Origin of the sequence: Aeromonas sp. s4 (genome assembly GCF_040907855.1) — a bacterium.
In the GTDB taxonomy this organism is placed as follows: Bacteria; Pseudomonadota; Gammaproteobacteria; order Enterobacterales; family Aeromonadaceae; genus Aeromonas; species Aeromonas caviae.
This window is the reverse complement of sequence record NZ_JBFOCP010000034.1, coordinates 25422-50048: the sequence shown is the minus strand read 5'-3', so window position 1 is coordinate 50048 and position 24627 is coordinate 25422. Positions and strand designations below refer to the sequence as shown.

Genomic DNA, 24627 nt, shown 5'->3' with positions numbered 1-24627 from the left:
AAAAGAGGCCGCCCGGGCGACCTCTTTGTCGTCTGCTAGTTCGCTGCGGATCAGGGCAGGGCATCGGCCCGGAAGGTGTTGCAAGGATCTGTGTCCCTCGTGTCTCAATCGATCAGGGCAATGCATCGGGCCGGAAGCTGGCGCGGATCTGCGGCACCAGGGGGGAGGGGTCGAAGCCTTTCTCCTCCCCGAGCACCGGGTGGAGCAGGGGTTGGTCCCGGATGGGGGTGAGGTCCCCCGCCAGCAGCTGCCTTGTGGCCTGGCCCATCTGGTAGAGCTGGCGCACCGGGTCGAACTGGCGGGCGAGATCCAGCCCGTCCCCGGCCCGGGTGAAGGCCATCATGGGGATCTGGTAGCTGGCATCCCGTGGCGGTTTGGCGCCGTGGATACCCTTGCCCGCCGACATCAGGAAGGGCTGGTGGTCCCCGAAGGCCACCACCAGGTAGCGCTTGCCGGAGTTGTCCAGGGTCTTGAGCAGCCGCTCCAGGGAGGCCATGGCATCCACCACCCCGGTGTAGTAGGTGTTGAGCAACTGGGTATCCGCCGGGCTCTGATCCGGGCAGGCGCCGCTGCGTTGCTGGGCCCGGTAGCGATCCCCGTCGAAGGGGCCGTGCCCCTGCATGGTGACCGCGTAGGCGAACAGGGGCTGATCGTCCTGGTTGCTGCGTTTGAGCAGGTGATCGATGAGGGCATCGTCGGAGATGTAGAGCCCCTTGTGCTCGAGGGCGGTGAAGCGGGTATCGAACCAGCGCTCCTGATAGCCGAGGGCCGGGATCGCCTTGGCGCGGCCCCAGAACTTCTCCACATAGGGGTGGGCGAACAGGGTCTGGTAGCCGCTTTGGGCTGCACTGCGCGCAAGGCCGGGCACCCGGTCCGAGAGGTAGTAGTAGGGCACCACCCCCTGTTTGAGCAGGCCCACCGGCAGGCCGGTGTTCATCTCGAACTCCGCCAGTACCGTCATGCCGCCCGTGGTGGGGGAGTGGATGGTCTTGCGCCATTGGGCCACGCTGGCGGGCAGGCTCAAGGTGGGGGCGGGGGCGCAGAGACGGCCCTGCCAGTCAAGCCAGAGCGACTCGTATTGCAGCACGATCACCAGATCGAAGCGGGGAGCCCTGGGCTGGGCGGGCAGGCTCAGCTCCGGGGTGCGCTCGTTGATCTGCAAGGGGTAGCGAAACACGTTGCCACTTTGCAGCATCTCGTCCACCAGATTGAACAGGTAGAGGCCGGGGCCGGCGCGGATGATGTCCCTGTGGTAGTTCACCGCCCTGTCCACGTAGCGGATGTTGGCCCCGAGCAGCTTGTTGCCGGTCTGGGTGGCGAACACGCAGAGGGCAAAGAAGGCGGCGGTGGCGGCGGCGGTGCGCAGCAAGCCCCGCAGGATCCAGCGGGAGAGGGCGAAGCGCCACACCAGAAAGAGGAGCCCCAGCACGACGAGCACCGGCACCACAGGGTGCTGATCGAGCAGGATGTGCAGCAGGGCCAGCAGGTTGCCCAGATCGTCCCCCCCCAGCGGCACCCCGTAGATGGCGATCTTCATGAAGTTGGCGAGCAGCCCGATGCCCGAGAGGGCGGTGAAGAGCAGCCCCATATAGAGACTGAAGCCCGCGAGGGCGCAGAGGCTCCAGCCCAGCACCATGCTGCCCCAGGCGAGGTAGTAGTGCTCGGGCCGAAAGCCCGACCAGAACAGGAATTCCCCCAGCTTGAACACCACGAAGCCGTGGAGCAGCACGAAGGTGAGGTTGCCGAGCAGCAGGCTGCCTGCCACCCGGGCGCGGTAGCTTCGGCGCAGCCGCGGCAGCAGGGCCTTGAGCACGGCGGCGCTCACCAGCAGCACCAGCAGCAGGCTGGTCATCAGGTAGAGGAGGTTGAAACCGCGCTCCGGCAGGGTCTGGAGGATCTGGCTATATTCGGCGCTCTCCGGCCTGTCTGCCAGCAGCAGCCCGATGCGCAGCTGGTAGCGGCTGTCCAGGGCGTCGTCGGGAGCGCGCAGGGCGCTGTTGAGGCTCAGGGTGCAGCGCTCCTTGCGGCACTTCTGGCGCTTGTCCACCGCCTGGCTCAGCTGATCGATGCGCACCCCTTTGTCGTTGAGCAGCTCCACCCGCACCTTGTCCCCCTCCTGCAGGGGTTTGAGCAGTTGCCACTGGCTGCGCACCACCAGATAGAAGCCCCGGTTGTCACTTTTGTAGAGCAGGCTGTAGCGATTGAGGGTCGCGATGGGCTGATCCGCCGGGCCCAGAATGAGGGGGGCGGCACGCCCGAGCCAGCTGACGGGGTTGAGCAGCGGCAGGGCGAGGGTCAGCAGCAGCAGGGCGGTCAGCAGACCCAGCAACAGCCCGGCCAGGGGCTGGGAGGCGGGGCGGTGGCCGGTGACGGGGGCATTCATAAGGGCTCATCCTTGGAGCGGTCATGGCAGCGACGACTGCCTCTATTTTGACCCGATGGTGCGTGGCTTGTTCCTTGATGTCAATTTAATGACAACAAGATGAATATTCCGTGATGAGCACTGTGAAGCAATTTGTGATCCCGATCCGCCAGGGGCACTCATTCTGTGATGAAAGCGTCATCATGAGCCTTTGCTGCTGGTCTGGGAGGGGGGCGCTGTTTAGTCTCTCAGTAACGGTTGGAGGTACATGTATGAATCCCAAAGTTGCGGCGCGTCAGGCCAGATTGCTCCAGATGCTGGAGAGCAAAGAAGAGATCCGGATCGGGCGGGAGCGGGACTGCCCGCTGCCGCTGCCCCAGCTCGTCCGGCTGACCGAGGATCACCCGGACGTCGTCAAGGTCTACGGTCACGGGCTCACCGCCGAGGTGTTCCATCTCAAGGTGGAGGGGCACCACTGGTGCCTGAAACGCTGCCGCCAGGACTCTCTGGTGGCCAATGTGGACGGCAAGACCGCCTTTCTCACCGAGCTGGAGCGGCGTCGGGAGATAGAGAGCCTGCGGGAGCTGCACCCCACCATCCTCTCCAACGTGGTCTGCACCAGTTTCGGCTCCGCCCGGGCCGGGGTGCTGGTCTCCCCCTGGCTGCGGGGGGAGCCGGTGCGCACGCTCTGCGAGCGCAACCTGGCGCAGATGCTGGCGGTGGAGGCGGAGCTGGCCCGCTGGGGCTGGTTTGACTGGGATCCGAGCCCGGGTAACCTGCTGGATGACGGCCAGCATATCTCGGTGTTCGATTTTGGCTACATGTGGCCCTTCGATCCCCTGCACGAGTTCAATTCCAACGGCCTCACCGATCCCGACTTCCATGTGCCTGAGCGGTTGGAAACCCGCACCCTCTCCGGGCTCTGGCTGGACGAGGCGGATCCCTTGCCGCTGTTTCGCCGCTGGCGCGAGCTCTGCCTCGCCTGGGCCAGGGGAGAGCTGCAATACCTGTCGCGGGAGGGGGCGAGCGCCCCCGTGCTGGCGCGGATGCAGGGACTGGTGGGGGAGTGGAGTGCGGCGCTGGCAAGCGACGAGGCGCTGGCGGCCAACTGGTGGCGCGACATGTACCGCAGCCATCGGCTCGACATCCTGGACGACCTCAGCGGCAAGAGCTGCGGCCCGCTCACCTTGCGCCGCCTCGACTGGCTGGAGCAGGCGGTACGGGAGCACTTCCCGGCCCTGGTGGACAATCTGGCCCCTGACGAAGCGGGGCTCGGTCAGGCCGGGTTGCTGCAACGGCTGGGAGGGTTGCGCGAGCAGATCCGGGCCAATCTGCTGCCCACCCGGGCTACCCTGGTCACCAGCTGATGGTGGAAGAAGAGTGACAAGAGGGGCGCCGCGGCGCCCCTCTTTGCTGAGTGGGGAAGGCCGCCCCGGGTGTGATGGGGCGGACGAGGCTCGTTGTGTGCCAGCGCCGGGGCGACTCAGTCGAGCAGTTCCCGGTGCAGGCAATTGACGATGTGGCCCGCCTCGTCCTCTTTGACCAGGAAGCAGAGGTTGTGGGCGCTGGCGCCGTAGCAGATCATCCGGATGTTGTGCTCGCGGATGGCGTCGAACACCTGGCTGCCCACCCCGGCCGCTTCGCTCATGCGGTTGCCGATGAGCGCCACCAGGGCGAAACCGGTCTCCACTTCCACCTTGCACAGCTGGCCGAGCTCCGCCAGCACCTTGTCGTTCAGGATGGGTTCGCCGTTGCTCTGGCTGCCGGTGTGATCCAGGGTCAGGGAGACGCTCACCTCGGAGGTGGTGATGAGATCCACCGAGATGCGGTGACGGGCCAGGATGCCGAACACCTCGGCCAGGAAGCCGTAGGCGTGGAACATGTTGAGGCTGTGCAGGGTCACCAGCACCTGCTGGCGGCGCAGGGCCACGGCCCGGAACAGCGGGTTGCTGCGGGTGGTGGCGCGGATCCAGGTGCCACCGGCGGCGGGGTCCTTGGCGGAGCCCACGAACACCGGGATGTCCTGGCGCAGCGCGGGTTGCAGGGTGGCCGGGTGCAGCACCTTGGCGCCGAAGGTGGCCATCTCCGCCGCCTCCACGAAGCTGATTTCGGGGATGGGGCGGGCGCGGGTAACCAGGCGGGGATCCGTGGTGTAGATGCCGGGCACGTCGGTCCAGATCTCGATGCTGCCTGCGTCCAGTGCCTCGGCCAGGAGGGCCGCGCTGTAGTCGGAGCCGCCACGGCCGAGGGTGGTGGTGCGACCATCGCCGTCGGCACCGATGAAGCCCTGGGTGATGACCAGGCTGTCACCCAGCAACGGGCCCACCGCCTGCTGGCAGAGGGCGCGGGTCGCCGCGAGATCCACGGTGGCCTTGCCAAAGCGGCTGTCGGTGCGCAGCAGTTGGCGCGCATCCTGCCACTGGGCCTTGACCCCGCGCTGGTGCAGGAGTTCGGTGAAGAGACGGGTGGACATCAGCTCGCCGCAGGCGATGAGGCGATCGGCGAGTTCGGCGTCGGTGTGCTGACTGGCCTGACGGGCCATGGTGCGAATGTCGCCGAGCTGGGCATGGATGAGGGCGCTCACGTCGCTCGGGTTGCCAAGGGCGGCCAGAATGGCCAGCTGGATGTCGGCAAGCCTGGCAAGCTGGGCATCCTGTCCGGCTTCGTCCAGTTCACCCTGAGCCAGGCTCACCAGCAGGTTGGTGACGCCGGCGCTGGCGCTCAGCACCACCACCCGGGTCGCCGGATTGGCCAGCACCACGTCGGCGCAGTGGTTCATGGCCGCGGCATTGGCGACGCTGGTTCCGCCAAACTTGGCGACATTGATCGGGTTCATTGCATACTCCTGTCTCAAGGTGAAAATCCGGTTTCATCGGGCAAATAGAGAGGAGGAGGCAAAAAATGGCAGGAAAACGCGAGGATCCCGGCCAGAAGCACTCCACCTGCAGAGCCCATCCCGTACCCGCCCCAAGTGGGGCGCGGTGTGGGATGACCACTACCGATGACAACCCGGGGGATTCAGCCCCCGCAGCCGACGTGGCGGTGTCCAGTCACTCGCCTCGTCTCGGCGCTGCTCCCCCTGACCCAAGTTCACCGGACACTGGTGTCCTCCCCTGGGCTGCCTGGGCAGCGCTCCTCTTCTGGTGCCACCTGTGACAGGTGGCGTGCATGTACAAATACCTTGGTCTGGATTGCACTGTCAATCGAGTTCGTAAAAAAGAACAAAATTGACGGTAACCAGGCACAAGATCAATCAGTTACGAAATGGTCTTGGACAAAACCTTGGAGCGACGCTGCCAGTTGTAGAAGCGCTGGCGCTCCACCGGCAGATCTTCGACTTCCAGGGGATCGAAGCCCCGCTCCCGGAACCAGTGGATGGAGCGGGTGGTAAGCACGAACAGACGACGGATGCCGAGCCGCTTGGCTCGCTCGGCCACCTTGGCGATCAGGGTGTCTCCCCGGTTGGAGTTGCGATACTCCGGGTGGATGGCGACACAGGCCATCTCGGCCATGGCTTCTTCCATGAAGCAATAGAGCGCGGCGCAGCCGATGATGAGGCCGTCCCGCTCGATGATGGTGAACTTGTCTATCTCCATCTCCAGCTGCTCCCGGGAGCGGCGCACCAGGATCCCTTCCTCCTCCAGCGGACGGATGAGATCCAGGATGCCGCCGATGTCCTCAATGGTGGCGGCCCGGGCCCGCTCGGCGCTTTCGCGCACGATCTGGGTACCCAGCCCCTCGCGGCTGAACAGCTCCTGCAGCATGGCGCCGTCGTCCTGATAGCTCACCAGGTGGGAGCGGGGCACGCCACCCCGGCAGGAGGCGATGGCCGCGCGCAGGTAGCGGGCGGTGCCTGACATCTCTTCCCCCGCCTGCTCCAGCGCCACCAGCAGCTCTTCGGCCTGCTCGGGGAAGAGCTCGGAGATGGCCTCCCCGTGCCTGTCCATTACCCCCTGGGTGCTGCTGAAGCAGATGAGCTTGTCGGCTTTGAGATCCACCGCCACCCGGCGGGCTACCTCTTCCGAGCTCAGGTTGAAGCTCTCGCCGGTGACCGAGCAGCCGATGGGGGAGATGAGCACCAGGCCGTGCTGATCCAGCTGGCGGGTGATCCCCTCCACATCGATGCGACGCACCCGGCCGCTGTGGCAGAAGTCGATGCCGTCATCCACACCCAGCGGCTGGGCGGTGACGAAGTTGCCGCTCACCACGCTGATGCGAGCCCCCTGCATGGGGGTGTTGGCGAGGCCCATGGAGAGCTGGGCGGTGATGTCGTATTGCAGACCGCCGCACACCTGCTTGATGATGGCGAAACTGGCATCGTCGGTGACCCGGATCCGCTTGTGATACTGGGCCTGAATGCCGGCGCGGGCCAGGGCCTCGTCATTTTGCGGACGCGAACCAAACACCAGTACCAGGCGGATCCCCAAGGTCTGCAGCAGGGCGATGTCGCTGACGATGTTGGCGAAATTGGGGTGACAAATGGCTTCCCCGCCGATCATCAGGACGAAGGTGGCACCCCGGTGCACATTGACATAGGGGGTGGATTGCCGAAAGGCATGGACCAGGCTGGGTTCGCGTTCACGCACGTGTTTCATTCCATAAAAAAGCAGCAATTCGCCCAATATATGAAAATAAATTCACAAATCAAGACTAAATATCGACTTGATGTTTTTTTGTCGCCATTTTGACCAGTGCGGGCGGGGANCAGGCGAGGGCGGGAGGGTCGCCCCGGGGGCCGCTCCCTGGTTGATCCGGGCTTATAACCTGATATCTTCGGTGTTCCTTTTCGTCAGCCGCATTGCGCGGGGTTTTATACAAGGACAGGGCATATGGAGCAGATTATTTCACCGGCAGAGGCGCTGCCGGGACGGCGGGAAGCACTGGAGATTGGCCAGGTGCACGCGGTAAACGGTCACCCGACCCAGGGGCCCTGGCCCGAGGGGATGGAGCTTGCCTGGTTCGGCATGGGCTGTTTCTGGGGGGTGGAGCGTCTGTTCTGGCAGCAGCCCGGGGTCTATTCCACCGCCGCCGGGTATCAGGGGGGGCTGACCCCCAATCCCACCTACAAGGAGGTGTGCAGCGGCCTGACCGGCCACGCCGAGACGGTGCAGGTGGTGTTCGATCCCAAGGTCATCAGCTATGGGGATCTCGTCAAGCTGTTTTGGGAACACCATGATCCGGCCCAGGGGATGCGCCAGGGTGGCGACATCGGCACCCAGTATCGCTCCGTCATCTTTGTCGGTGACGACACCCAGGAGGCGATTGCCCAGCAGAGCCTGGCCGCCTACCAGCAGGCCATGACGGCGAGCGGTGACGGGCGCACCATCACCACCCGCATCCTGCCGCTGGCCCCCTTCTACTATGCCGAGGATTATCACCAGCAATATCTGGAGAAGAATCCCGAGGGGTATTGCGGTCTGGGGGGCATCGGCGTCTGCCTGCCTCCCAGCCTGAATCGCTGAGGCGTCATTGCATACCACGGGGGCCATCAGGCCCCCGTGTCATTGTGATGAAAAATAATTGAAAAAAATGCGTCAGGTGGGGAACTAAACTGAACCCTGGCTGACCAACAGGGTAGCGACCACGGATGGTTGCCAAGACCAGACACATTTTTTTGCCCCGATATTCATTACTCTGACAAGCGCGATGAATTGACAATGCTAGCAAGCAGGGCTGCCCGATGAGGCGGCCCTTTTCATTGGGCGTCCTGCCTCACTCCTCGCCTTATTGCATCTCGTCCCCTTGCCGTCACGGCAGGGGTGGGATCAGCTGATGGTGCTGTCGAACAGGTTCTTGATGAGGTCGATGAACTCGATGAGGAAGGCTTGCTGGGCTTCGCTGGGGGCGGACAACCAGACGGCGGAGAGCACCTCTTCCAGGTCGGCGACCACGGCATCGGCCTCCTGCATGATCAGGAAGCGCACCTTGGGGTCGAGCTGGGGGTTCTGCTCGCAGATGGCCATCAGGTTGTCGGCCACCCGGCTGCTCACCAGATCCTCGATGGTCTGGGCGCCGCCGCCTTGTTGCTGGCTCTCGAACAGACCCAGACTCTCTACCAGATACTCGATCAGCGCAATGTAACCGTCGCTCTCTACCACCATGATGGCTGCCCTTTCTTCATTGCCTTGGGGAAATGGTGCGTATTTTAGTGGCTGAACCCGTCATGGCAAGCGGCAGTGGAGCCGATGGCGGATAAATTGGACACCGCCGCGCTCCACCGTCTCCAATCCGGTCAGCAGGAAGCCGTGACGCAGGAAGAGAGCGAGGCTGAAGGCGCTCGCCTCCGTGGTGAGGCTGCCAAGCCCCATCTGGCTGGCGGCTGCCAGCACCCGCTCCAGCAGCAGGGTGCCGAGCCCCTGGCGCGGATGATCCGCGCTCACGTAGAGCAGGCTGAGATGACCGTCATCGCTCAGGGTGGCAAAGCCAAGGGGCACATCGTCTTGCTCGATGACCCAGCCATGGTGCTCGCGCAACTGGCTGGCAAGCCCCGGGTGATGGGCGCCCCTGGCCCACTGCTCCACCTGCTCCGGGCTGTAGTGTGCAGGCCCCAGGCGGCGTACCGACTGCTCGAACAGATCTAAAAGCCTTGGTATGTGTGCCTCCTCGAGGGGGACGATGCGAGGAGAAGAAGGAGACGGCATGGGTCAACCCTCCCTGATGGTCGCGCGGGGGGCCTGGGGCCGCTTCGCCCTGGGCAGACCCGCCACCACCCGCTCATAGGAGTGGACTATCCAGCCCTGCCAGAGATCGTCAGACAGGCCTTCACTCAGGGTCACCGTGTTCCAGTGCTGCTTGTTCATGTGCCAGCCCGGTTTCACCTCGGGGTGGATCTCCCGCAGCAGCAGGGCGAGCTCGGGTTCGCACTTCAGGTTGATGGAGAGGGGCTCCGCCTGCCAGTCCACCAGGGCAAACATCTTGCCGGCGATGCGGTAGACCAGGATCTCCGGGCCGAAGGGGGTGTCCTCGGTGGCGCCGGGCTGGCTGAGCAAAAATTCACGCAATTGAACGAGGGTCATGGGGACTCCAGGCTGGTCCGATCATGGTGGAAGCATGTTCACCGGGGTGAGCCTTCTGTTAATATGCGCGCCGAGTATACCCCCCATCACCCCGGGAGCCCATGAGATGTTGTACCACAAGACCTTTGAACTGGGTCCCGATCGGGATTGGGTGGTGTTCGTGCACGGTGCGGGCGGCAGCTCCTCCATCTGGTTCAAGCAGTTGCGGGCCTACCGGGAGCACTTCAACGTGCTGCTGCTCGACCTTCGTGGTCACGGCCAGTCCAACCAGCTGCAGCAGGTGGTAAAGGGGCACTACAGCTTTCGGGCCGTGACCGAGGACATCCTGCGCCTGCTGGATCATCTGCGCATCCCCCACGCCCATTTTGTCGGCATCTCCCTTGGCACCATCCTCATCCGCCACCTGGCGGAGCTTCGCCCCGAGCGGGTCAAGAGCATGGTGCTCGGCGGTGCCATCCTGCGTCTCGACATCCGCTCCCGGGTGCTGGTGCAGCTTGGCCGCCTCGGCCAGCACTTCCTGCCCTACATGTGGCTCTACCGCCTGTTCGCCTTCATCATCATGCCGCGCCAGCACCATCAGGAGTCCCGCAACCTCTTCGTGCGCGAGGCCAGAAAGCTGTGCCAGAAGGAGTTCAAGCGCTGGTTCCGTCTCGCCACCGAGGTGAACCCCCTGATGCGCTACTTTCGCGAGCGGGCCCTGCCCATTCCCACCCTCTACGTGATGGGGGAGGAGGATCACATGTTCCTCGCCCCGGTGCGCGAGCAGGTGGCCCGCGACCCTTACAGCCGCCTCGAAATCATCGAAAAGTGCGGCCACGTCTGCAACGTGGAGCAGCCGGATCACTTCAACCGCCAGTCCCTGGCGTTTCTCTCCCGTCAGGCGGCGTCATCCGCCCTCTGAGGCCCGAAAAGGGCCTCAGATGAAGTAGTGGCCAATCTCCAGATAGCGCTGGCGGATGTGCTCGATGAGCAGCCTTATCTTGCGCGGCGGCTGGCGGGTGAAGGGGTAGACGGCGTAGATGCCGAGCTTCTTGCCCACCCGGTCGGGAAACAAGTCCACCAGATCCCCCTGCATCAGGTCGTGATAGACCAGACAGCGCGGCACATAGACGATGCCGCGCCCCCCCAGCGCCGCCTTGCGCAGGGCCCCGGCGTTGTCGGTTGAAAAGCTCCCCGACACCGACACCAGATAGTTGCCCTCTTCCCCCTTGAAGGCCCACTCCGAGGCCCCCGTGCTCTGGTAGGCGTAGCGCAGGCAGTTGTGGGTGAGCAAATCCGACGGCTCCCGCGGCGCCCCGAAGCGGCGCACATAGGCGGGGGCGGCGCAGATGACCCACTGGGAGTCGAGAATGTGGCGGGCAATCAGGCTCGAGTCATCCAGATAGCCGGTGCGAATGACCAGATCGAACCCCTCTTCCACCAGGTTGACGAAGCGGTTGTCCAGGGACATCTCCACCGTGAGCCCCGGGTGCTGCTGGCAAAAATCGGCCACCGCATCGGCGAGCAAGAGCTCGCCGGAGATGGTGGGCACCGACATCCGCACATGACCGCTCACCTTTTCACCAAATCCCGCCACCGCGTCGAAGGCGTCCAGTGCGGCGGCCTTCACATTTTTGGCACCCTGATAGAGCGCCTTGCCCGCCTCGCTCAGGGTGAGCCGGCGGGTGGTGCGATAGAGGAGCTGCACCCCGAGCTCCTCCTCAAGACGCCCGATCCGCTTGCTAACCACTGAATTTGTCAGGGAATTTTGTTCAGCCACCTTGCTGAAGGATCCGGCCTCCACCACCTGGGCGAAGAGGATGAGGTCATCGGTACTGGCCATATTGATCAACTTTTGGAACGAATGTTGTTCATTATTTCCATATATCGCGAAAAAGGAACAGGGTAAGGTCACGTCCGCTTAACAAAACAACAACAAGGTGCGCCTCTGCACCCCTCTGGACAAGGACGCAATGATGACAGACACCCTGCTGGCCCTGGTGGCCTTCTCGCCGATCCTGGTGGCCGCCGTGCTGCTGGTCGGCCTCAACTGGCCCGCCAAGCGCGCCATGCCCGTCGCCTTCCTGTTGACCGTGTTCATCGCCCTCTGGGGCTGGCAGATGAGCCCGACCCGGGTCTTTGCCTCTACCCTGCAGGGGCTGGTGATCACGGTGACCGTGCTCTGGATCGTGTTCGGCGCCATCCTGATGCTCAATACCCTCAAACACACCGGTGCCATCACCGCCATTCGCGGCGGTTTCACCAACATCTCGCCAGACAGGCGCATCCAGGCCATCATCATCGCCTGGTGCTTCGGCGCCTTTATCGAAGGGGCCTCGGGCTTTGGCACTCCGGCCGCCATCGCCGCGCCGCTGCTGGTGGCCATCGGCTTTCCGGCGCTGGCCGCCGTGCTGCTCGGCATGATGATCCAGTCCACCCCGGTGTCGTTCGGCGCGGTGGGCACCCCCATCCTGGTGGGCATCAACAAGGGGCTGGATAACCAGGCCATCGGCCAGACCCTGAGCGCCGGTGGCAGCAGCTGGGACATCTACCTGCAACAGGTGACCACCAACGTGGCCCTCATTCACGCCACCGTCGGCACCCTGATGCCGGTACTGATGGTGATGATGCTGACCCGCTTCTTCGGCCGCAACCGCAGCTGGACCGAGGGGCTCTCCATCCTGCCCTTCGCGATTTTCGCCGGGCTCGCTTTCACCGTCCCCTATGCCCTCACCGGCATGCTGCTCGGCCCCGAGTTCCCGTCCCTCATCGGCGGTCTGGTGGGGCTGGCCCTGGTGGTGACGGCGGCGCGAGCCGGTTTTCTGGTGCCCAAGAACTCCTGGGATTTCGCCCCCGAGAACGAGTGGCCCGCCGAGTGGCTGGGCTCCTTGAAGCTCGATCTCAAAGAGGCCGCCGGTCGCCCCATGTCGCTCATGCTGGCCTGGCTCCCCTATGTGGCGCTGGCGCTCCTGCTGGTGGCGAGCCGGGTGAGCCCGGAGTTCAAGGCCAGCCTCCTGTCGGTGAGCCTCGCCTTCACGGATCTGCTGGGTGAGAAAGGGGTCAGCGCCTCCATTGAGCCGCTCTACCTGCCGGGGGGCCTGCTGGTGCTCTGCGCCCTGCTCGCCACCTGGCTGCAATCGCGCTCCCTTGCCCCCTTCGGGCGGGCATTGGGGGAGTCCAGCCGCACCCTGATCGGCGCCGGCTTCGTGCTGATTTTCACCGTGCCCATGGTGCGCATCTTCATCAACTCCGGCGTCAACGGGGCGGATCTCGCCAGCATGCCGGTGACCACCGCGAATTTTGCCGCCGGGCTGGTGGGGGAGTTCTTCCCTGCCCTCAGCGCCACCATAGGGGCGCTGGGGGCCTTTATCGCCGGCTCCAACACGGTATCGAACATGATGTTCAGCCAGTTCCAGTTCGAGGTGGCCCAGACCCTGGGGGTCTCCACCGCCGCCATGCTGGCCCTGCAGGCAGTCGGCGCCGCCGCGGGCAACATGATTGCCATTCACAACGTGGTGGCGGCCTCGGCCACCGTGGGGCTGCTCGGTCGTGAGGGGGCGACGCTGCGCAAGACGGCGCTGCCGACCCTCTACTACCTGCTGGTCACCGGCCTTATCGGGCTGGCGCTCATGTACAGCTTCCACATCTCGGACGCACTGCTGCAGCTCAAGTAAGGAGAGCAAGTGATGAAGGTAATGCGGGTCTACCCGGCCAAGCCGGCCGATGTCTATCTCTACGCCACCTGTCTGGTGGACCTGTTCGACCCGGTGGCGGGGCTCGATGCCATCGCCCTGATCGAGCGGGAAGGGATAAGGGTGCACTTTGTCGAGAAACAGACCTGCTGCGGGCAGCCGGCCTACACCTCGGGTCACGAGGAGGAGGCGCGCAAGGTGGCGCAAAGCCAGATGGCGCTCTTCCCCGAGCCCTGGCCGGTGGTGGTGCTGTCGGGCTCCTGCGGCGGCATGATGCACCACCACTACCGCCGCCTCTTCCCCGAGAGCCCCGAGGTGGCCGATTTTTGCGATCGGGTGTTCGAGCTCACCGAGTTTCTGGCCCGGGTCTGCCGGGTGCGCTGGCACGGGGTGGGGGAGGCGAGCATCGTCATGCACACCTCCTGCTCGGCCCGGCGCGAGATGCAGGTACACACCACGGCCCGCAGCCTGCTGGGGCAGCTCGATGGGGTCACCTTGCATGAACAGGCCTACGAGAGCGAGTGCTGCGGCTTTGGCGGCACCTTCTCGGTGCGCCACCCCCACATCAGCCAGGCCATGGTGGAGGACAAGACCCGCCACCTGCTGGCCACCGGCGCCGACACCCTGGTGAGCGCGGACTGGGGGTGCCTCTTGAACATCAAGGGATCCCTGGCCTATCAGGGCAGGATCTTGCCTGCCACCCACCTGGCGAGCTTCCTGCTCGCCCACAGCCGCCCCGACAGTGACGAAATAGCTCATAACGGCGCCGCTGTTAGCGATTTGGCTCATACCAAAGAGGCCCAGCCCCATGTCTGATCACGCCAAGTATTCGCCGCGCCGCTTCCATCCCCAGGCCGAGGCGGCCCTGGCCGACCCGGTGCTGCGCCAGAATTTTCGCGGCGCCATGGATTACCTGCGCGCCAAGCGCCGGGATGCCTTCGCCGACCCCGCCGAAGAAGCGGCGGTGCGCGATGCGGCGGAGCAAATCCGCCAGCGCTGTCTCTCGCGCCTGCCGGACCTTTTGGAGCAGCTCGAAGCCAACTGCGAGCGCAACGGCATCCGGGTGCACTGGGCCCAGACGCCGGATGAGGCCAACGCCATCATCCTTGGGATCGCCCAGCAGCACGGGGTGAGCAGCATCGTCAAGGGCAAGTCCATGGTGAGCGAGGAGGTGGGCTTCAACCACGAGATGGCGCGCCACGGCATCCGCTGCCTTGAAAGTGACATGGGGGAGTTCATCGTCCAGCTCGACGGCGATACCCCGTCCCACATCATCATGCCCGCCATCCACAAGAACAAGCAGGAGGTGAGCGACACCTTCGCAAGCAACCTGGAAGGCTTCACCCCCACCACGGACGTGGACGCTCTGATCCAGACCGGGCGGCGGGCCCTGCGCGAAGAGTTTCGCCGCGCCGGCATGGGGCTCTCCGGCGTCAACTTCGCGGTGGCGGAGACCGGCAGCCTGTGCCTCGTCGAGAACGAGGGCAACGGGCGCATGTGTACGACGGTGCCCAAGGTCCACGTGGCCATCACCGGCATCGAGAAGGTGGTGGAGTGCTTATCCGACGTGCCGCCGCTTTACAGCGCCCTGACCCGCTCGGCCACCGGGCAGGCCATCACCACCTACTTCAACGTCATCAGCGGCCCGCGCCGGGCAGGGGAGCTGGACGGCCCGGACGAGGTGCACCTGGTGCTGCTGGACAACGGCCGCAGCCAGGCTTACCGGGATGAGGAGCTGCGCAAGACCTTGCAGTGCATCCGCTGCGGCGCCTGCATGAACCACTGCCCGGTCTACACCCGCATCGGCGGCCACGCCTACGGCACCATCTACCCGGGGCCCATCGGCAAAATCATCTCCCCCCATCTGCTGGGGTTGGAGAGCACGCAGGATCTGGTGACGGCCTCGAGCCTGTGCGGTGCCTGCGGCGAGGTGTGCCCGGTGCGCATCCCCATTCCCGACATGTTGCAGCGCCTGCGCCGGGAGGCCAAGCACGACGCACAGCCTGGCCACGAACCGCTGGCGGGGCAGGGGGCGGCCAGGAGCCGGCTCGAGACCCTCGCCATGCAGGGCTTTGCCTTCGCCGCCACCCACCCGCGCCTCTACCACGCCGCAACCGGTGTGGCCGGTCGCTTGCGGGGCTTGATGCCCAAACACCTGGGCCCCTGGACCCAGTGCCGCGAAGCCCCCCAACCCGCCCCCCAGAGCCTGCACGCCCTGTTGCGCCAGAAGAAGAAGGAGTCCTGAGATGTCGAGCAAAGAGGCCATATTAAGCCGCCTGCGCGGCGCCGCCACCCCCATGGCCCACGCCCCCCATGGCTGGCAGCCCTGGCGCGGGGAGGATGAACAGGCGCGGCGCGAGCGCTTTGTTGCCGGGATCCGCGCCAGCCACGCCGAGATCCTCACCGTCAAGGAGGCAACCCTTGCCCGGGATCTGAGCGCCTGGCTGGATGAAGAGGGTGTGACGAGTCTGGCCTGTGGCCAGGGCGGTCGCTGGCAAGTCGAAATCGTGGCCGCTTGCGCCGGGCGATCTGTGTTGACCCCCGCAGGCGAGTTCGCGAGCTGGAAGGACGATCTGTTCGACGTCTGTCAGGCGGGCATCACCCACTGCGCGGGCGCCATCGCCGATACCGGGACGCTCGTGTTGCTGCCCGATGGCGGCGAGCCGCGCACCCTCTCGCTTGTGCCCCCCTGCCATATCGCCCTGCTGGCGGCTTCCACCATCGCCGACAACCTGGCGGGGCTGGTGGCGATCGGGCGCTGGCAGCAGGCCATGCCCACCAATCTGCTGCTGGTCTCCGGCCCCTCCAAGACCGCTGACATCCAGCAGACCCTGGCCTACGGTGCCCATGGCCCGAGCCGCCTCTTGGTCGTGCTGGTGGAGGATTGCTGATGCGCTGGAATGAATTTGACGCCGCCGTGCTCTCGCGCATCCCGCAGGAGCGGCTGGTGAGCGACCCGGATTTGCGTCTCGCCCACGGCACGGACGCCAGCTTCTACCGCCTGGTGCCCGAGCGCATCGTGCGTCTCGACTCTTTGGATGAAGTGCGCTTCGTGCTGTCGGTGTGCCGCGATTTGGGCCTGCCGTGTACCTTTCGCGCCGCCGGCACCAGCCTCTCGGGCCAGGCCCTGAGCGATTCGGTGCTCATCACCCTGACCGACAGCTGGCGCGGCCACCGCATTCTGGATGAGGGCGAGCGCATCGCACTGCAACCCGGGGTGATCGGCGCCGATGCCAACCGTTATCTGGCGCCCCTGGGGCGCAAGATTGGGCCGGATCCCGCCTCCATCAACGCCTGCAAGCTCGGCGGCATCGCCGCCAACAACGCGAGCGGAATGTGCTGCGGCACCGCCCACAACAGCTATCACACCCTGCACGCCATGACCCTGCTGCTGGCCGATGGCACCGTGCTGGAGAGCGGCGATCCCCATAGCCGCGCCGCCCTGGCGGCCAGGCGCCCGGAGCTGCTCACGGGGCTTGCCGCCCTGCGTGCCGAAGTGCTGGCGAATGCCGAGCTTGCCGCCAAGATCCGCCACAAGTACCGGCTCAAGAACACCACCGGCTACGCCATCAATGCCCTGCTCGATCATGAAGATCCCGTCGATATCCTCACCCACCTGATGATCGGCTCGGAGGGGACCCTCGGCTTTATCGCCGAGGTGGTGCTCGATACCGTGCCGGAATATTCCCACAAGGCCTCGGCCCTGCTGGTGTTTCGGGACGCCGAGCAGGCCTGTCTGGCCACCTCGCGGCTCAAAGCTGCGCCAGTGGCGGCGGTGGAGCTGATGGATGGGCGCTCCCTTCGCTCGGTGGCGGGCAAGCCCGGCCTGCCGGACTTTATCAAGACCCTGGACCTGGCTGCCTGCGCCCTGCTTGTGGAGGTGCATGGGGAGTCGAAGGAAGAGCTGGTGGAGCGCTGCGAGCAGGTGACGGCCATGGCCGCCGAGTTCGTTCAGGTCGCTTCTGTGCCTTTTACCAGCGACAGCGCCGGGCTCTGGGCGATTCGCAAGGGGCTCTTCCCGGCGGTGGGGGCGGTGCGCACCACCGGCACCACCGTCATCATCGAGGATGTCGCCTTTCCCATCGAGCGCCTGGCGGAAGGGGTGGCGGGGCTGCAAGCCCTGTTCGATCGCTTCGAATACGGTGAAGCCATCATCTTCGGCCACGCGCTGGAGGGGAACCTGCACTTCGTCTTTACCCAGGGGTTCGATGATCCGGCCCAGGTGGCCCGCTACGGCGCCTTTATGGATGCGGTGGCGGAGCTCGTCGCGGTGCGCTTTGGCGGGTCTCTCAAGGCCGAGCACGGCACCGGCCGCAACATGGCCCCCTATGTGGAGCTGGAATGGGGGCCGGAGGGGATGGCGCTGATGCGGCGCATCAAGGCGCTGCTCGACCCCGATGGCCTGCTCAATCCCGGTGTCATCATCAACGATGACCCCAAGGCCCACCTGGCCCATCTCAAGCCCATGCCGGCGAGCGATGCCATCGTGGATCCGTGCATCGAGTGCGGTTTTTGCGAGGCAGTCTGCCCCTCGCGCACCCTGTCACTGTCGCCGCGCCAGCGCATCGTGCTCTATCGCGAACTGGCCCGCCGCACTCGTGCCGATGAGCCCTCCAACCAGCTGGCCCGGCTGTTTGACTATCAGGGCATCGACACCTGCGCTGCCACCGGGCTGTGCGCCGATCGCTGCCCGGTCGGCATCAATACCGGTGCGCTCATCAAGAAGCTGCGCTCTGACAAGTACCGGCGCTTCGTGCCCATCGCCCGCTGGAGCGCCGATCACTTCGTAGGGGTCACCCGCACGGCCCGTGGGGCCCTCGGCCTCAAAGCCATTGCCGGCAAGCTGCTGGGGGAAAAAGCGCTGGCAGGGCTGGTGAACGGGGTTCGCCATCTGAGCGGCCAGCGCACCCCCGCCTGGTTGCCCACCCTGCCGGGGCCGAGCCGCTACCGGTGGCCGCAAGGGGAGGGGAGCCACGGCGGATCCAGCGAGGACATTGGAGAGGATCGCGCCGTGGTCTATCTGCCTTCTTGCGCCAGCCGGGTATTCGGCCAGCAGGAGGAAGCCCCGTCACTGCCGGACGTGGTGTTATCCCTCCTCAATAAAGCGGGTTGCCGGGTCATAGTGCCGCAAGGTATCGAGGGGCTTTGCTGCGGCATGCCCTATGACAGCAAGGGGATGAGCGAGGTAGCGGGAGCCAAGCGCAGTGAGCTGGCCGAGGCCCTGTGGCAGGCAAGTGAGCAGGGGCGCTGGCCCGTGCTGCTCGACACCAGCCCCTGCGTGCAGCGACTGCTCTCGAGGGCGCTCGGCAAGGGCCTTCGGGTGTTCGAGCCCTCCGCCTTTGTGCTGGAACACCTGCTGCCCCACCTTGAGCTGACCCCCATCGATGAGACCGTCATGCTCCATATCACCTGCAGCAGCCGGCGCATGGGGTTGGGGGAGACCATGCTGGCGCTGGCCCGCGCCTGCGCTCGGGAGGTGATAGTCCCTGAGCATATCCAGTGCTGCGGCTTTGCCGGCGACAAGGGGCTGATGACCCCGGAGCTCAACGCCGCAGCGCTTGCCAGCCTGCCCGCCCAGGTCCCCAGGGGTTGCCGTCAGGGATTCAGCAATAGCCGCACCTGCGAAATGGGGCTTAGTCAGCACGCCGGCATTCCCTATCACAGCATCCTCTATCTGGTGGATCAGGCAGCGAGATAGGAAAACTAAACGGCAGGATAACAATCCTGCCGTTTTCAATGGGGTGAACAAGGTGGCTTAAAAACGGGACTTGTCTGGTGCTACGTGCTATGAAAGGGGCCGATGCTGATACGAACGATGGCAAGGAAGAATGGATGACGCCGCTAAACCACTATCTGCCTGCCTATCACTTCTGTGAAGAGCACGCTCGCGACATTGCCGCCGACCCGCGCACCGTCATCCAGGCGGCGGCCAACTATCGACCGGAAGCGGATCCGGCCTTTCGCCACCTGATCGGCTTGCGGGAAGTGCCGATGCGCCTTGGGCATCTTCTCGGCCGCCAACAGAGCGCCAGCCCGCCTCCCTTTGGCTTGGACAGATTCGTGCCGCTCGACAGCCAGGACGACAACACGCTGCTCTACGGCCTTGTCGGCCGGTTCTGGCGGCCGGACTTTGGTCTGGTGACCATGGCGGACAGTCAGGCTTATCTGGACTTTGCGGTGCCAGGCGTCGCCAAGCTCGCCCTGGGGTTTTCGGCCAGCCGCCAGCCAAACGGCACCACCCGGTTGACCACCCAGACAAGGGTGTTCTGCCCGGATCTGGCCTGCCGCCTCAAATTCGCACCTTACTGGTATCTGATCCGCCCCGTCAGCGGCCTGATCCGGCGCCGGATACTGGGCGCCATCAAGGCAGAAAGCGAAAGAGGGTTGTAAGGCCATGCCGGAGTGTTCACCTGTACTTTCACTTTTTGGCACAAACAGAAGATGAGGGATTAATGACGTCTGAGTTCCCCATTGCCGTGCCTGCAGCCATGGAATACAGCCGCACCTGCGAAATGAGGTGGTAACAGTATTCCCTATCACAGTATCCTCATCCGGTTGATCAAGTGGTGAGATAAAGAAGTAGGTGCAAGAGTCGGGAGTTTATCTGGCCATTAACTGCTTCACGACAAGTTCCCATTAAGTCATGTTCAACTCAGCCAAGATGCGATAGACACTAACCCTACTGGAATAACGATCATCATTACTAGAACACCAAGGCAGCCGCTACCCCGGTTTGATGATGAGTGGAAATCATTATTTGTTGTTTCTCGGTTACTCAACCATTCAGCATGGCAACTTGAGCAATAGAGTTTCATTGTTCCCGTATTCCAAGCGCGAATGGTGCGATTGTCAAACGGGGCATTGCAGCGACAACGAGAACAGGTAAAGAATTTTTTTGAAGGTTTTTTGGGACGACTGAAGAGAGCAAGTAATATCATTGCAAACAATGCAATAGGAAGTGATATCGCAATGTCTTTTTCTTTATAATATTTAAAGCCAGTAAAAGTTATCAAAACTATAGCCAAGATTAAAAAAACATAATCCAGAGGTGTTTTTCTGACAGGTTCAAGTATGATTTTTTTATCACTTGGCCCTCCCTTAGAAAGAGAGCTTTGTTTGGAAGGTTGTTTGATAGGACGAAGAGTCCAACCTTCATAGTAAACTTCTGTCGCTCTCACCCGTCGCTGACTATCGGTGTCAGTCTCAAACAACACCTCGTCATTAATCTGTGGCCTTCTGTCATTAGGGTTCACAGCAGAGATATGGAAGAATATTTTTTCTGAACCATCCTCTGGCGTAATAAATCCAAAGCCCTTGCCATCATTCCATTGAGTAACTTTCCCTTTCATTCTCTTCCCTGGGTATCAAATGTTGAATTGACTGTGTTAATGAACAAGGGATTGACAAAGAAAATTATTTTTTATTCTTGTATCCCTAGGTGCTTTCTACATAGAGGAGGATCTCACTGAGATTGTCATGTCGTATAACACACTCAATCTCGATTTTATAAACCCTGCCTAACTATAAAACAATGGTGTTTACTGGTATCCAGTTATATTTCATTACTCACTAAATCACACGACTACCGCACGGAATATAGCCTCCATTGTGCTGTGGTTAACTGATTGAGGATGTACGAACCGTAGTCGCTCCCTGGCTGCCTTTAGGGCTATGAGGGGCGCATAAACAGGGTACCAAGTACAGCAGCATATGTTGAGCAAAAAGTTTTACTTGGGGTGTGGGTTGGTGAGTATTTTTGATGGGGATCAGAAATTGGATAGGGCAGGATATTGGGTGCTGGCTGTTATTGGGAGGTTGCCTCAGAGCCAAACCGTAGAGATGGTAATGGGGCGTAGACTTCGCCCCGCAACACAAAAAGAGACGCAGCGAGAAATGAGGCGGGCCCTGGGTTCAATAGCCCGTCATTTCCAGATAACCGACGCCTTTTGCATCCCCCGAGACTAAGACCGCCCCCTCCCAGTAGTCGAAGCGTCCCGTCATGGCCTGATTAGGCTGTCGAGCCTGAATGCGGAGGTTGAGATCCCCGGCCTTAAGCTGCCACTCGATGGGGTAGGCTTGCCCCTTGGGGCCGCGCCAGGTCTTGCCGGGGGTGAGGTGGATCTGCTCAGGATTCAGCACCCGGCTGCTGCCATCCCGCTCGATCAGGATGCCGTAGCGGTTCTCAGGCTCAGTGTGGCCCGCTTTGGTGCGCAGGCGAAACAGCATCAGCTCGCGCCCGTCATCAAGTTGCAGGGAGAACCAGTCCCAGCCCGATTGCCATTGGGCCAATACCGAGCTGCTCCACTCGTGATCAAACCACCCCTCACCGCTGACGTGGCGGGTCTCCCCATCCAAGATCAGGGTGCCGCTGATGGTCAGGCGGGGGTAGGAGTAGTAGAAGGAGGCGTTGCCCGGGCTCTTCTCGCTGTAGCCCTGTTTGCCTTGCAGCACCGCTGGCTTGGCGGCACTCACCTTCACATCAAGATCCCCCGCCCTGCTCTGCACCTTGAGGGTGGCGGGAAAAAGCGCTTCCCCTTGAGAGGTAAGCCGCCACTCTTTCAGCCAATACTGACCACCGTTGGCACCGGCGAGCCCTGGCCCCTGGCGGCTGGAGCGCTCGTCCTGCTGGTGGCTGCCTTTGCTCACATCCGTGATGGCAAACTGGGCCAGCCAGAGCTGGGGAGTGAGCCAGGGGTTCTCCGATGTGATCTCCTGTTCAATGCCTTGGCGAAACAGGGTCCACTGCATGCCGTAGCCGCGTCCCTGCTCGTCTTTCAGGTTGCCGGTGAGATACCACCATTCGGAGCGGTAGTCGGGGTGGGCACCGTGATCGGCGGGCAGGTTGATGGACTGACCCGGCAGGGCCTTTTTGAAGTGATCGCTACCGCCGCCAAGGATGGTCCCCAGATCGCTGGCCTGCACGTTGCCGCTTATGGCAACAAGCGGGATCAAGCGGGCTGCAAGCCACAGGGTCCGTAAAGAGGACAAGATTCCCCTCACCCTGGCCCTCTCCCGAAGGGAGAGGGGATGGTTCGCGGCAGCTCTGTGCGCTTCTCTGCGCTGAATCAGGGGCGGTGACAGAGATCTGGTCAATGGGGACGTCAAGCCATGGCTGAGCCAGAGCGCCAACCGATATGTCATACCACTCTCCTTGCGGCGTACCAGGAGGCCAGCGCCCCGCACACCGGCGCCAGCAGAAGCGCCGTGACGGCGTGCAGGGGGGCGGCCTCGAAGGCCAGCCGCCAGCCAAAGGCGCGGGGGTTGACCACCTCAATCAGCACCCAGGCAAGGCCATAGCCCACCGGCAGGGCCAACAATGCGGTGAGCAGTCCCAATCCCGCCCCTTGCCACACCAGCAGCCGGCGGCAGTGGCGCGGGCTCAGGCCAAGGCTTTGCAGGGTCTGCAACTCGCCGCGCCGGGCCAGCCCCAGCACCATAAAGGCCGAGCCGATGCCGACGAAAGCGATCCCCAAAATCAGTAACTTCAATAGCTCGGTCACCACGAAGGTCTGATCGAACACCCTGAGGGCGGCGGCGTGGATGGCGGGGGCGGGCAACAGGTTCACCTGCTCGCCAAACTGGCTCCTGAGCCTGTCGCCGAGGTGCTCGGGATCCGGGCTGAAGAGGGCCAGGGATTGCACCTTCCCCCCTTCGAAGGCGTGCAGTATCTGCCCCTTGTCGCTGCCGTAATCCTGATAGACGCCGGTGACGGTGAAAGCCCTCGGCCCCCCTTCGCTGGTTACCTCGAGGCGCTGGCCCACCCTGACCCCGAGGCGTACCGTCAGCGGTTCGCTCGCCAGAACTTCGTCGGGAGCAGCGGGCCAGCGCCCGGCCAGCAGGGGATAGGCGGCTTTGAGCTCGGGAATAAAGTCCATCTGCGCCCACTCGATGGGCTGCCCCTGCCAGCGGGCGGGGAGCACGGCGCGGCGGGAGGCGGCGCGCACGTCCGGCGAGGCGAGGATGGTGTTGAGGGTCTGCTCGCCGAGGGCGCCCCTGCTGCCTGCCACCCCCTTGGGGGCGGTGACGTAGAGATCGGCGGCCAGGCGCTGGCCGAGCCAGATCTCCACGCTCGAGCGAAAGCTCGACACCATGACCCCGATGCCGATGGCTGCGGCGATGGCCAGTTGCAGCGCCATCACCGCGATGGCGGTGCGATCCAGGTGATAGAGGGTTTCTGCCACCCCGAGCCGGGCGATGAGGGGGCCGCGTGCACGCAGCCGCCCCAGCAAGGAGCGAAGGGCATCGGGCAGCAGGAGGGCCATGGCGAGCAGCCAGCCCCCGGCCACGAAGAGGGCGCCGCCAAGGCCAGTGTAGGGCTGCCACAGACACAGGGCGCACAGCAGCAGAATGGCGATGGCGAGCCCCCGACGTTGCCAGGGATGAGCCGGCGGGCGGCTGTTGCCCTCTCGCAGCGCAAGGGGGGATTGGCGCAGCAGTTGCCACCAGCCAGGCAGGTTGGCGGCAAGCATCCCCAAAAGGCCAATCACCAGCGCCTTGCCAAGGCTCGTCGGGGAGAGGCGCAGCAGGTCGATGGGGTTGGGGCCATAAAGGTCGGCCAGCGCCTGGGTGAGCTGCCCCATCAGGGCGAGGGCCAGCAGGCTCCCCAGCAGCAGCCCGAGCAGGGTGCCGAGGGTGGCGAGGATCAGGATCTCCAGGGTCAGCCAGCGCAGCACCCGGCGCGGCGGCATCCCGAGGATGATGAGCTGGGCGAGCAGGGGGCGGCGCACGCTCTGCACGAAGCGCTGGGCGTTGAACACCAAAAACAATCCCACCGCCATGGCGAGCAGGGAGAGGGCGGTGAGGTTCAGCGCCAGCGCATCCCCGAGCTGGCTGGCATCGAGCGCCGGGCTGATGGGCTCAAGCCAGAGGGGCTGATGGGGGGCATAGGATTGCAGGGCCGCCTGCAAGGCTCTTTGCAAGGTATTGGCCTCTTGCTCGCTGAGTTTGAAGACGATGCGATCCAGTCTGCCAGCCTTGCCAAGCAGCGGCTGTGCAAGGCCGATGTCGGTCACCAGCAGCCGCTCCATGGGCACGGCGCCGGGCTCGAAGGTGCCGGCCAACGTGAGGGTCAGCGGGCGGGGCGGCGCCCCTTCACCGCCCCCCAGCACAAAGGTTCGCGACTGGCCCGGTTGCCAGTCAAGGCGCCTCGCTTCGGGGGCGGCCAGCCAGACGCTGTCGGCGCGATTCAACGAGACATCGGGTTGGCTGTCTGGCGCATCGCCAAAGAGGCGGCGCAGGGGGCCGGGGTTGAAGAGATCCATCCCCAGCAACTGGAAGCTGCGCCCCTGCTCGTCCTTGAGCCAGGCGTGAAGCTCTGGCATGGCGTCAAGGTTCGGCTGGCTTCGCACCAGCCTCACGTAGACTTGCTCATCCAGGCCACCCTGGGGGGCCAGGCGGTAGTTGGCCTCCCCGGCGAGCTGGCTGCGGGCAGCGACGAAGTTGGTGCGGGCGCTGTGGTTCAAGAGCTCGATGGCCACCACCAGGGTGACCCCGAGGGTGAGCCCGGCCAGGCTCATCAAGAGCAACCAGGGGTGAGCGCGATAGAGGCGCAGCAGCGCCTTGAGCGGCAACATCAGCA

Annotated in this window: 19 protein-coding genes and 1 riboswitch; of the genes, 9 read left to right on the top strand and 10 right to left on the bottom strand. The window is 63.9% G+C overall.

What is annotated here, in order from left to right:
* Positions 1-112 precede the first annotated feature (112 nt).
* On the bottom strand, positions 113-2383 hold the full coding sequence (locus AB5Y89_RS11065; protein ID WP_336566327.1) for an LTA synthase family protein: 2271 nt from the start codon (positions 2381-2383) through the stop codon (positions 113-115).
* Between the two features lie 251 nt (positions 2384-2634).
* On the opposite strand from AB5Y89_RS11065, the gene AB5Y89_RS11060 reads away from it, so the two are divergent.
* On the top strand, positions 2635-3729 hold the full coding sequence (locus AB5Y89_RS11060) for a hypothetical protein (protein WP_010674362.1): 1095 nt from the start codon (positions 2635-2637) through the stop codon (positions 3727-3729).
* A 116-nt stretch (positions 3730-3845) separates the two neighbouring features.
* On the opposite strand, the gene lysC is transcribed toward AB5Y89_RS11060, so the two are convergent.
* Positions 3846-5198: a lysine-sensitive aspartokinase 3 gene (gene lysC, locus AB5Y89_RS11055; RefSeq protein ID WP_010674363.1), complete on the bottom strand. Its 1353-nt coding sequence runs from the start codon at positions 5196-5198 to the stop codon at positions 3846-3848.
* Positions 5199-5285: 87 nt separating this feature from the next.
* Positions 5286-5510: riboswitch (Lysine riboswitch) on the bottom strand.
* Between the two features lie 109 nt (positions 5511-5619).
* Positions 5620-6948, bottom strand: coding sequence for an amino-acid N-acetyltransferase (argA, locus tag AB5Y89_RS11050; RefSeq protein WP_041215931.1), 1329 nt, complete (start codon positions 6946-6948; stop codon positions 5620-5622).
* 243 nt (positions 6949-7191) lie between these two features.
* Between argA and msrA the strand changes: the two genes are divergently transcribed.
* Positions 7192-7824, top strand: coding sequence for a peptide-methionine (S)-S-oxide reductase MsrA (gene msrA / locus AB5Y89_RS11045; protein ID WP_010674365.1), 633 nt, complete (start codon positions 7192-7194; stop codon positions 7822-7824).
* Between the two features lie 303 nt (positions 7825-8127).
* On the opposite strand, the gene AB5Y89_RS11040 is transcribed toward msrA, so the two are convergent.
* Genes AB5Y89_RS11040 through AB5Y89_RS11030 form a run of 3 tightly spaced genes read right to left on the bottom strand, consistent with a single transcriptional unit; the run spans position 8128 to position 9378 of the window.
* Positions 8128-8463, bottom strand: a complete 336-nt coding sequence (locus tag AB5Y89_RS11040; protein ID WP_010674366.1) for a DUF3802 family protein — start codon at positions 8461-8463, stop codon at positions 8128-8130.
* Between the two features lie 60 nt (positions 8464-8523).
* Positions 8524-9003 (bottom strand): GNAT family N-acetyltransferase, encoded by a 480-nt coding sequence (locus AB5Y89_RS11035; protein WP_041215401.1) that lies wholly within the window; start codon positions 9001-9003, stop codon positions 8524-8526.
* A 3-nt stretch (positions 9004-9006) separates the two neighbouring features.
* Entirely contained in the window at positions 9007-9378 is a 372-nt protein-coding gene (locus AB5Y89_RS11030; RefSeq protein ID WP_039038958.1) for an MmcQ/YjbR family DNA-binding protein, read from the bottom strand.
* A gap of 106 nt (positions 9379-9484) precedes the next feature.
* Between AB5Y89_RS11030 and AB5Y89_RS11025 the strand changes: the two genes are divergently transcribed.
* On the top strand, positions 9485-10279 hold the full coding sequence (locus tag AB5Y89_RS11025) for an alpha/beta fold hydrolase (protein ID WP_010674369.1): 795 nt from the start codon (positions 9485-9487) through the stop codon (positions 10277-10279).
* Between the two features lie 15 nt (positions 10280-10294).
* On the opposite strand, the gene AB5Y89_RS11020 is transcribed toward AB5Y89_RS11025, so the two are convergent.
* On the bottom strand, positions 10295-11272 hold the full coding sequence (locus AB5Y89_RS11020; protein WP_080988704.1) for a LysR family transcriptional regulator: 978 nt from the start codon (positions 11270-11272) through the stop codon (positions 10295-10297).
* Between the two features lie 61 nt (positions 11273-11333).
* Between AB5Y89_RS11020 and AB5Y89_RS11015 the strand changes: the two genes are divergently transcribed.
* The 6 genes from AB5Y89_RS11015 to AB5Y89_RS10990 all read left to right on the top strand — a co-directional run bounded on the left by AB5Y89_RS11015 (position 11334) and on the right by AB5Y89_RS10990 (position 19439).
* The gene (locus tag AB5Y89_RS11015) at positions 11334-13031 is read left to right on the top strand and encodes an L-lactate permease (protein ID WP_041215398.1); all 1698 of its coding nucleotides are present in this window, start codon (positions 11334-11336) and stop codon (positions 13029-13031) included.
* A gap of 12 nt (positions 13032-13043) precedes the next feature.
* Positions 13044-13865, top strand: coding sequence for a (Fe-S)-binding protein (locus AB5Y89_RS11010; RefSeq protein WP_080989992.1), 822 nt, complete (start codon positions 13044-13046; stop codon positions 13863-13865).
* Complete coding sequence (locus AB5Y89_RS11005; protein WP_368223767.1) at positions 13858-15294, top strand: LutB/LldF family L-lactate oxidation iron-sulfur protein; 1437 nt, start codon at positions 13858-13860, stop codon at positions 15292-15294. The genes AB5Y89_RS11010 and AB5Y89_RS11005 overlap by 8 nt, the downstream gene beginning before the upstream one ends.
* 1 nt (position 15295) lies before the next feature.
* The gene (locus AB5Y89_RS11000; RefSeq protein ID WP_368223766.1) at positions 15296-15940 is read left to right on the top strand and encodes a lactate utilization protein C; all 645 of its coding nucleotides are present in this window, start codon (positions 15296-15298) and stop codon (positions 15938-15940) included.
* Positions 15940-18747: an FAD-binding and (Fe-S)-binding domain-containing protein gene (locus AB5Y89_RS10995; protein ID WP_368223765.1), complete on the top strand. Its 2808-nt coding sequence runs from the start codon at positions 15940-15942 to the stop codon at positions 18745-18747. Before AB5Y89_RS11000 ends, AB5Y89_RS10995 begins: the two co-directional genes overlap by 1 nt.
* Before the next feature lie 134 nt (positions 18748-18881).
* Positions 18882-19439 (top strand): hypothetical protein, encoded by a 558-nt coding sequence (locus tag AB5Y89_RS10990; RefSeq protein WP_368223764.1) that lies wholly within the window; start codon positions 18882-18884, stop codon positions 19437-19439.
* 257 nt (positions 19440-19696) lie between these two features.
* Here the strand turns inward: AB5Y89_RS10990 and AB5Y89_RS10985 are convergent, their stop codons facing one another.
* From AB5Y89_RS10985 to AB5Y89_RS10975, 3 genes are all read right to left on the bottom strand, one after another.
* Positions 19697-20398, bottom strand: a complete 702-nt coding sequence (locus AB5Y89_RS10985) for a cold shock domain-containing protein (protein ID WP_201887653.1) — start codon at positions 20396-20398, stop codon at positions 19697-19699.
* 562 nt (positions 20399-20960) lie between these two features.
* The gene (locus tag AB5Y89_RS10980; RefSeq protein WP_368223762.1) at positions 20961-22001 is read right to left on the bottom strand and encodes a lipocalin-like domain-containing protein; all 1041 of its coding nucleotides are present in this window, start codon (positions 21999-22001) and stop codon (positions 20961-20963) included.
* 185 nt (positions 22002-22186) lie between these two features.
* Positions 22187-24622, bottom strand: coding sequence for an FtsX-like permease family protein (locus AB5Y89_RS10975; RefSeq protein WP_368223760.1), 2436 nt, complete (start codon positions 24620-24622; stop codon positions 22187-22189).
* Between the last annotated feature and the right edge of the window lie 5 nt (positions 24623-24627).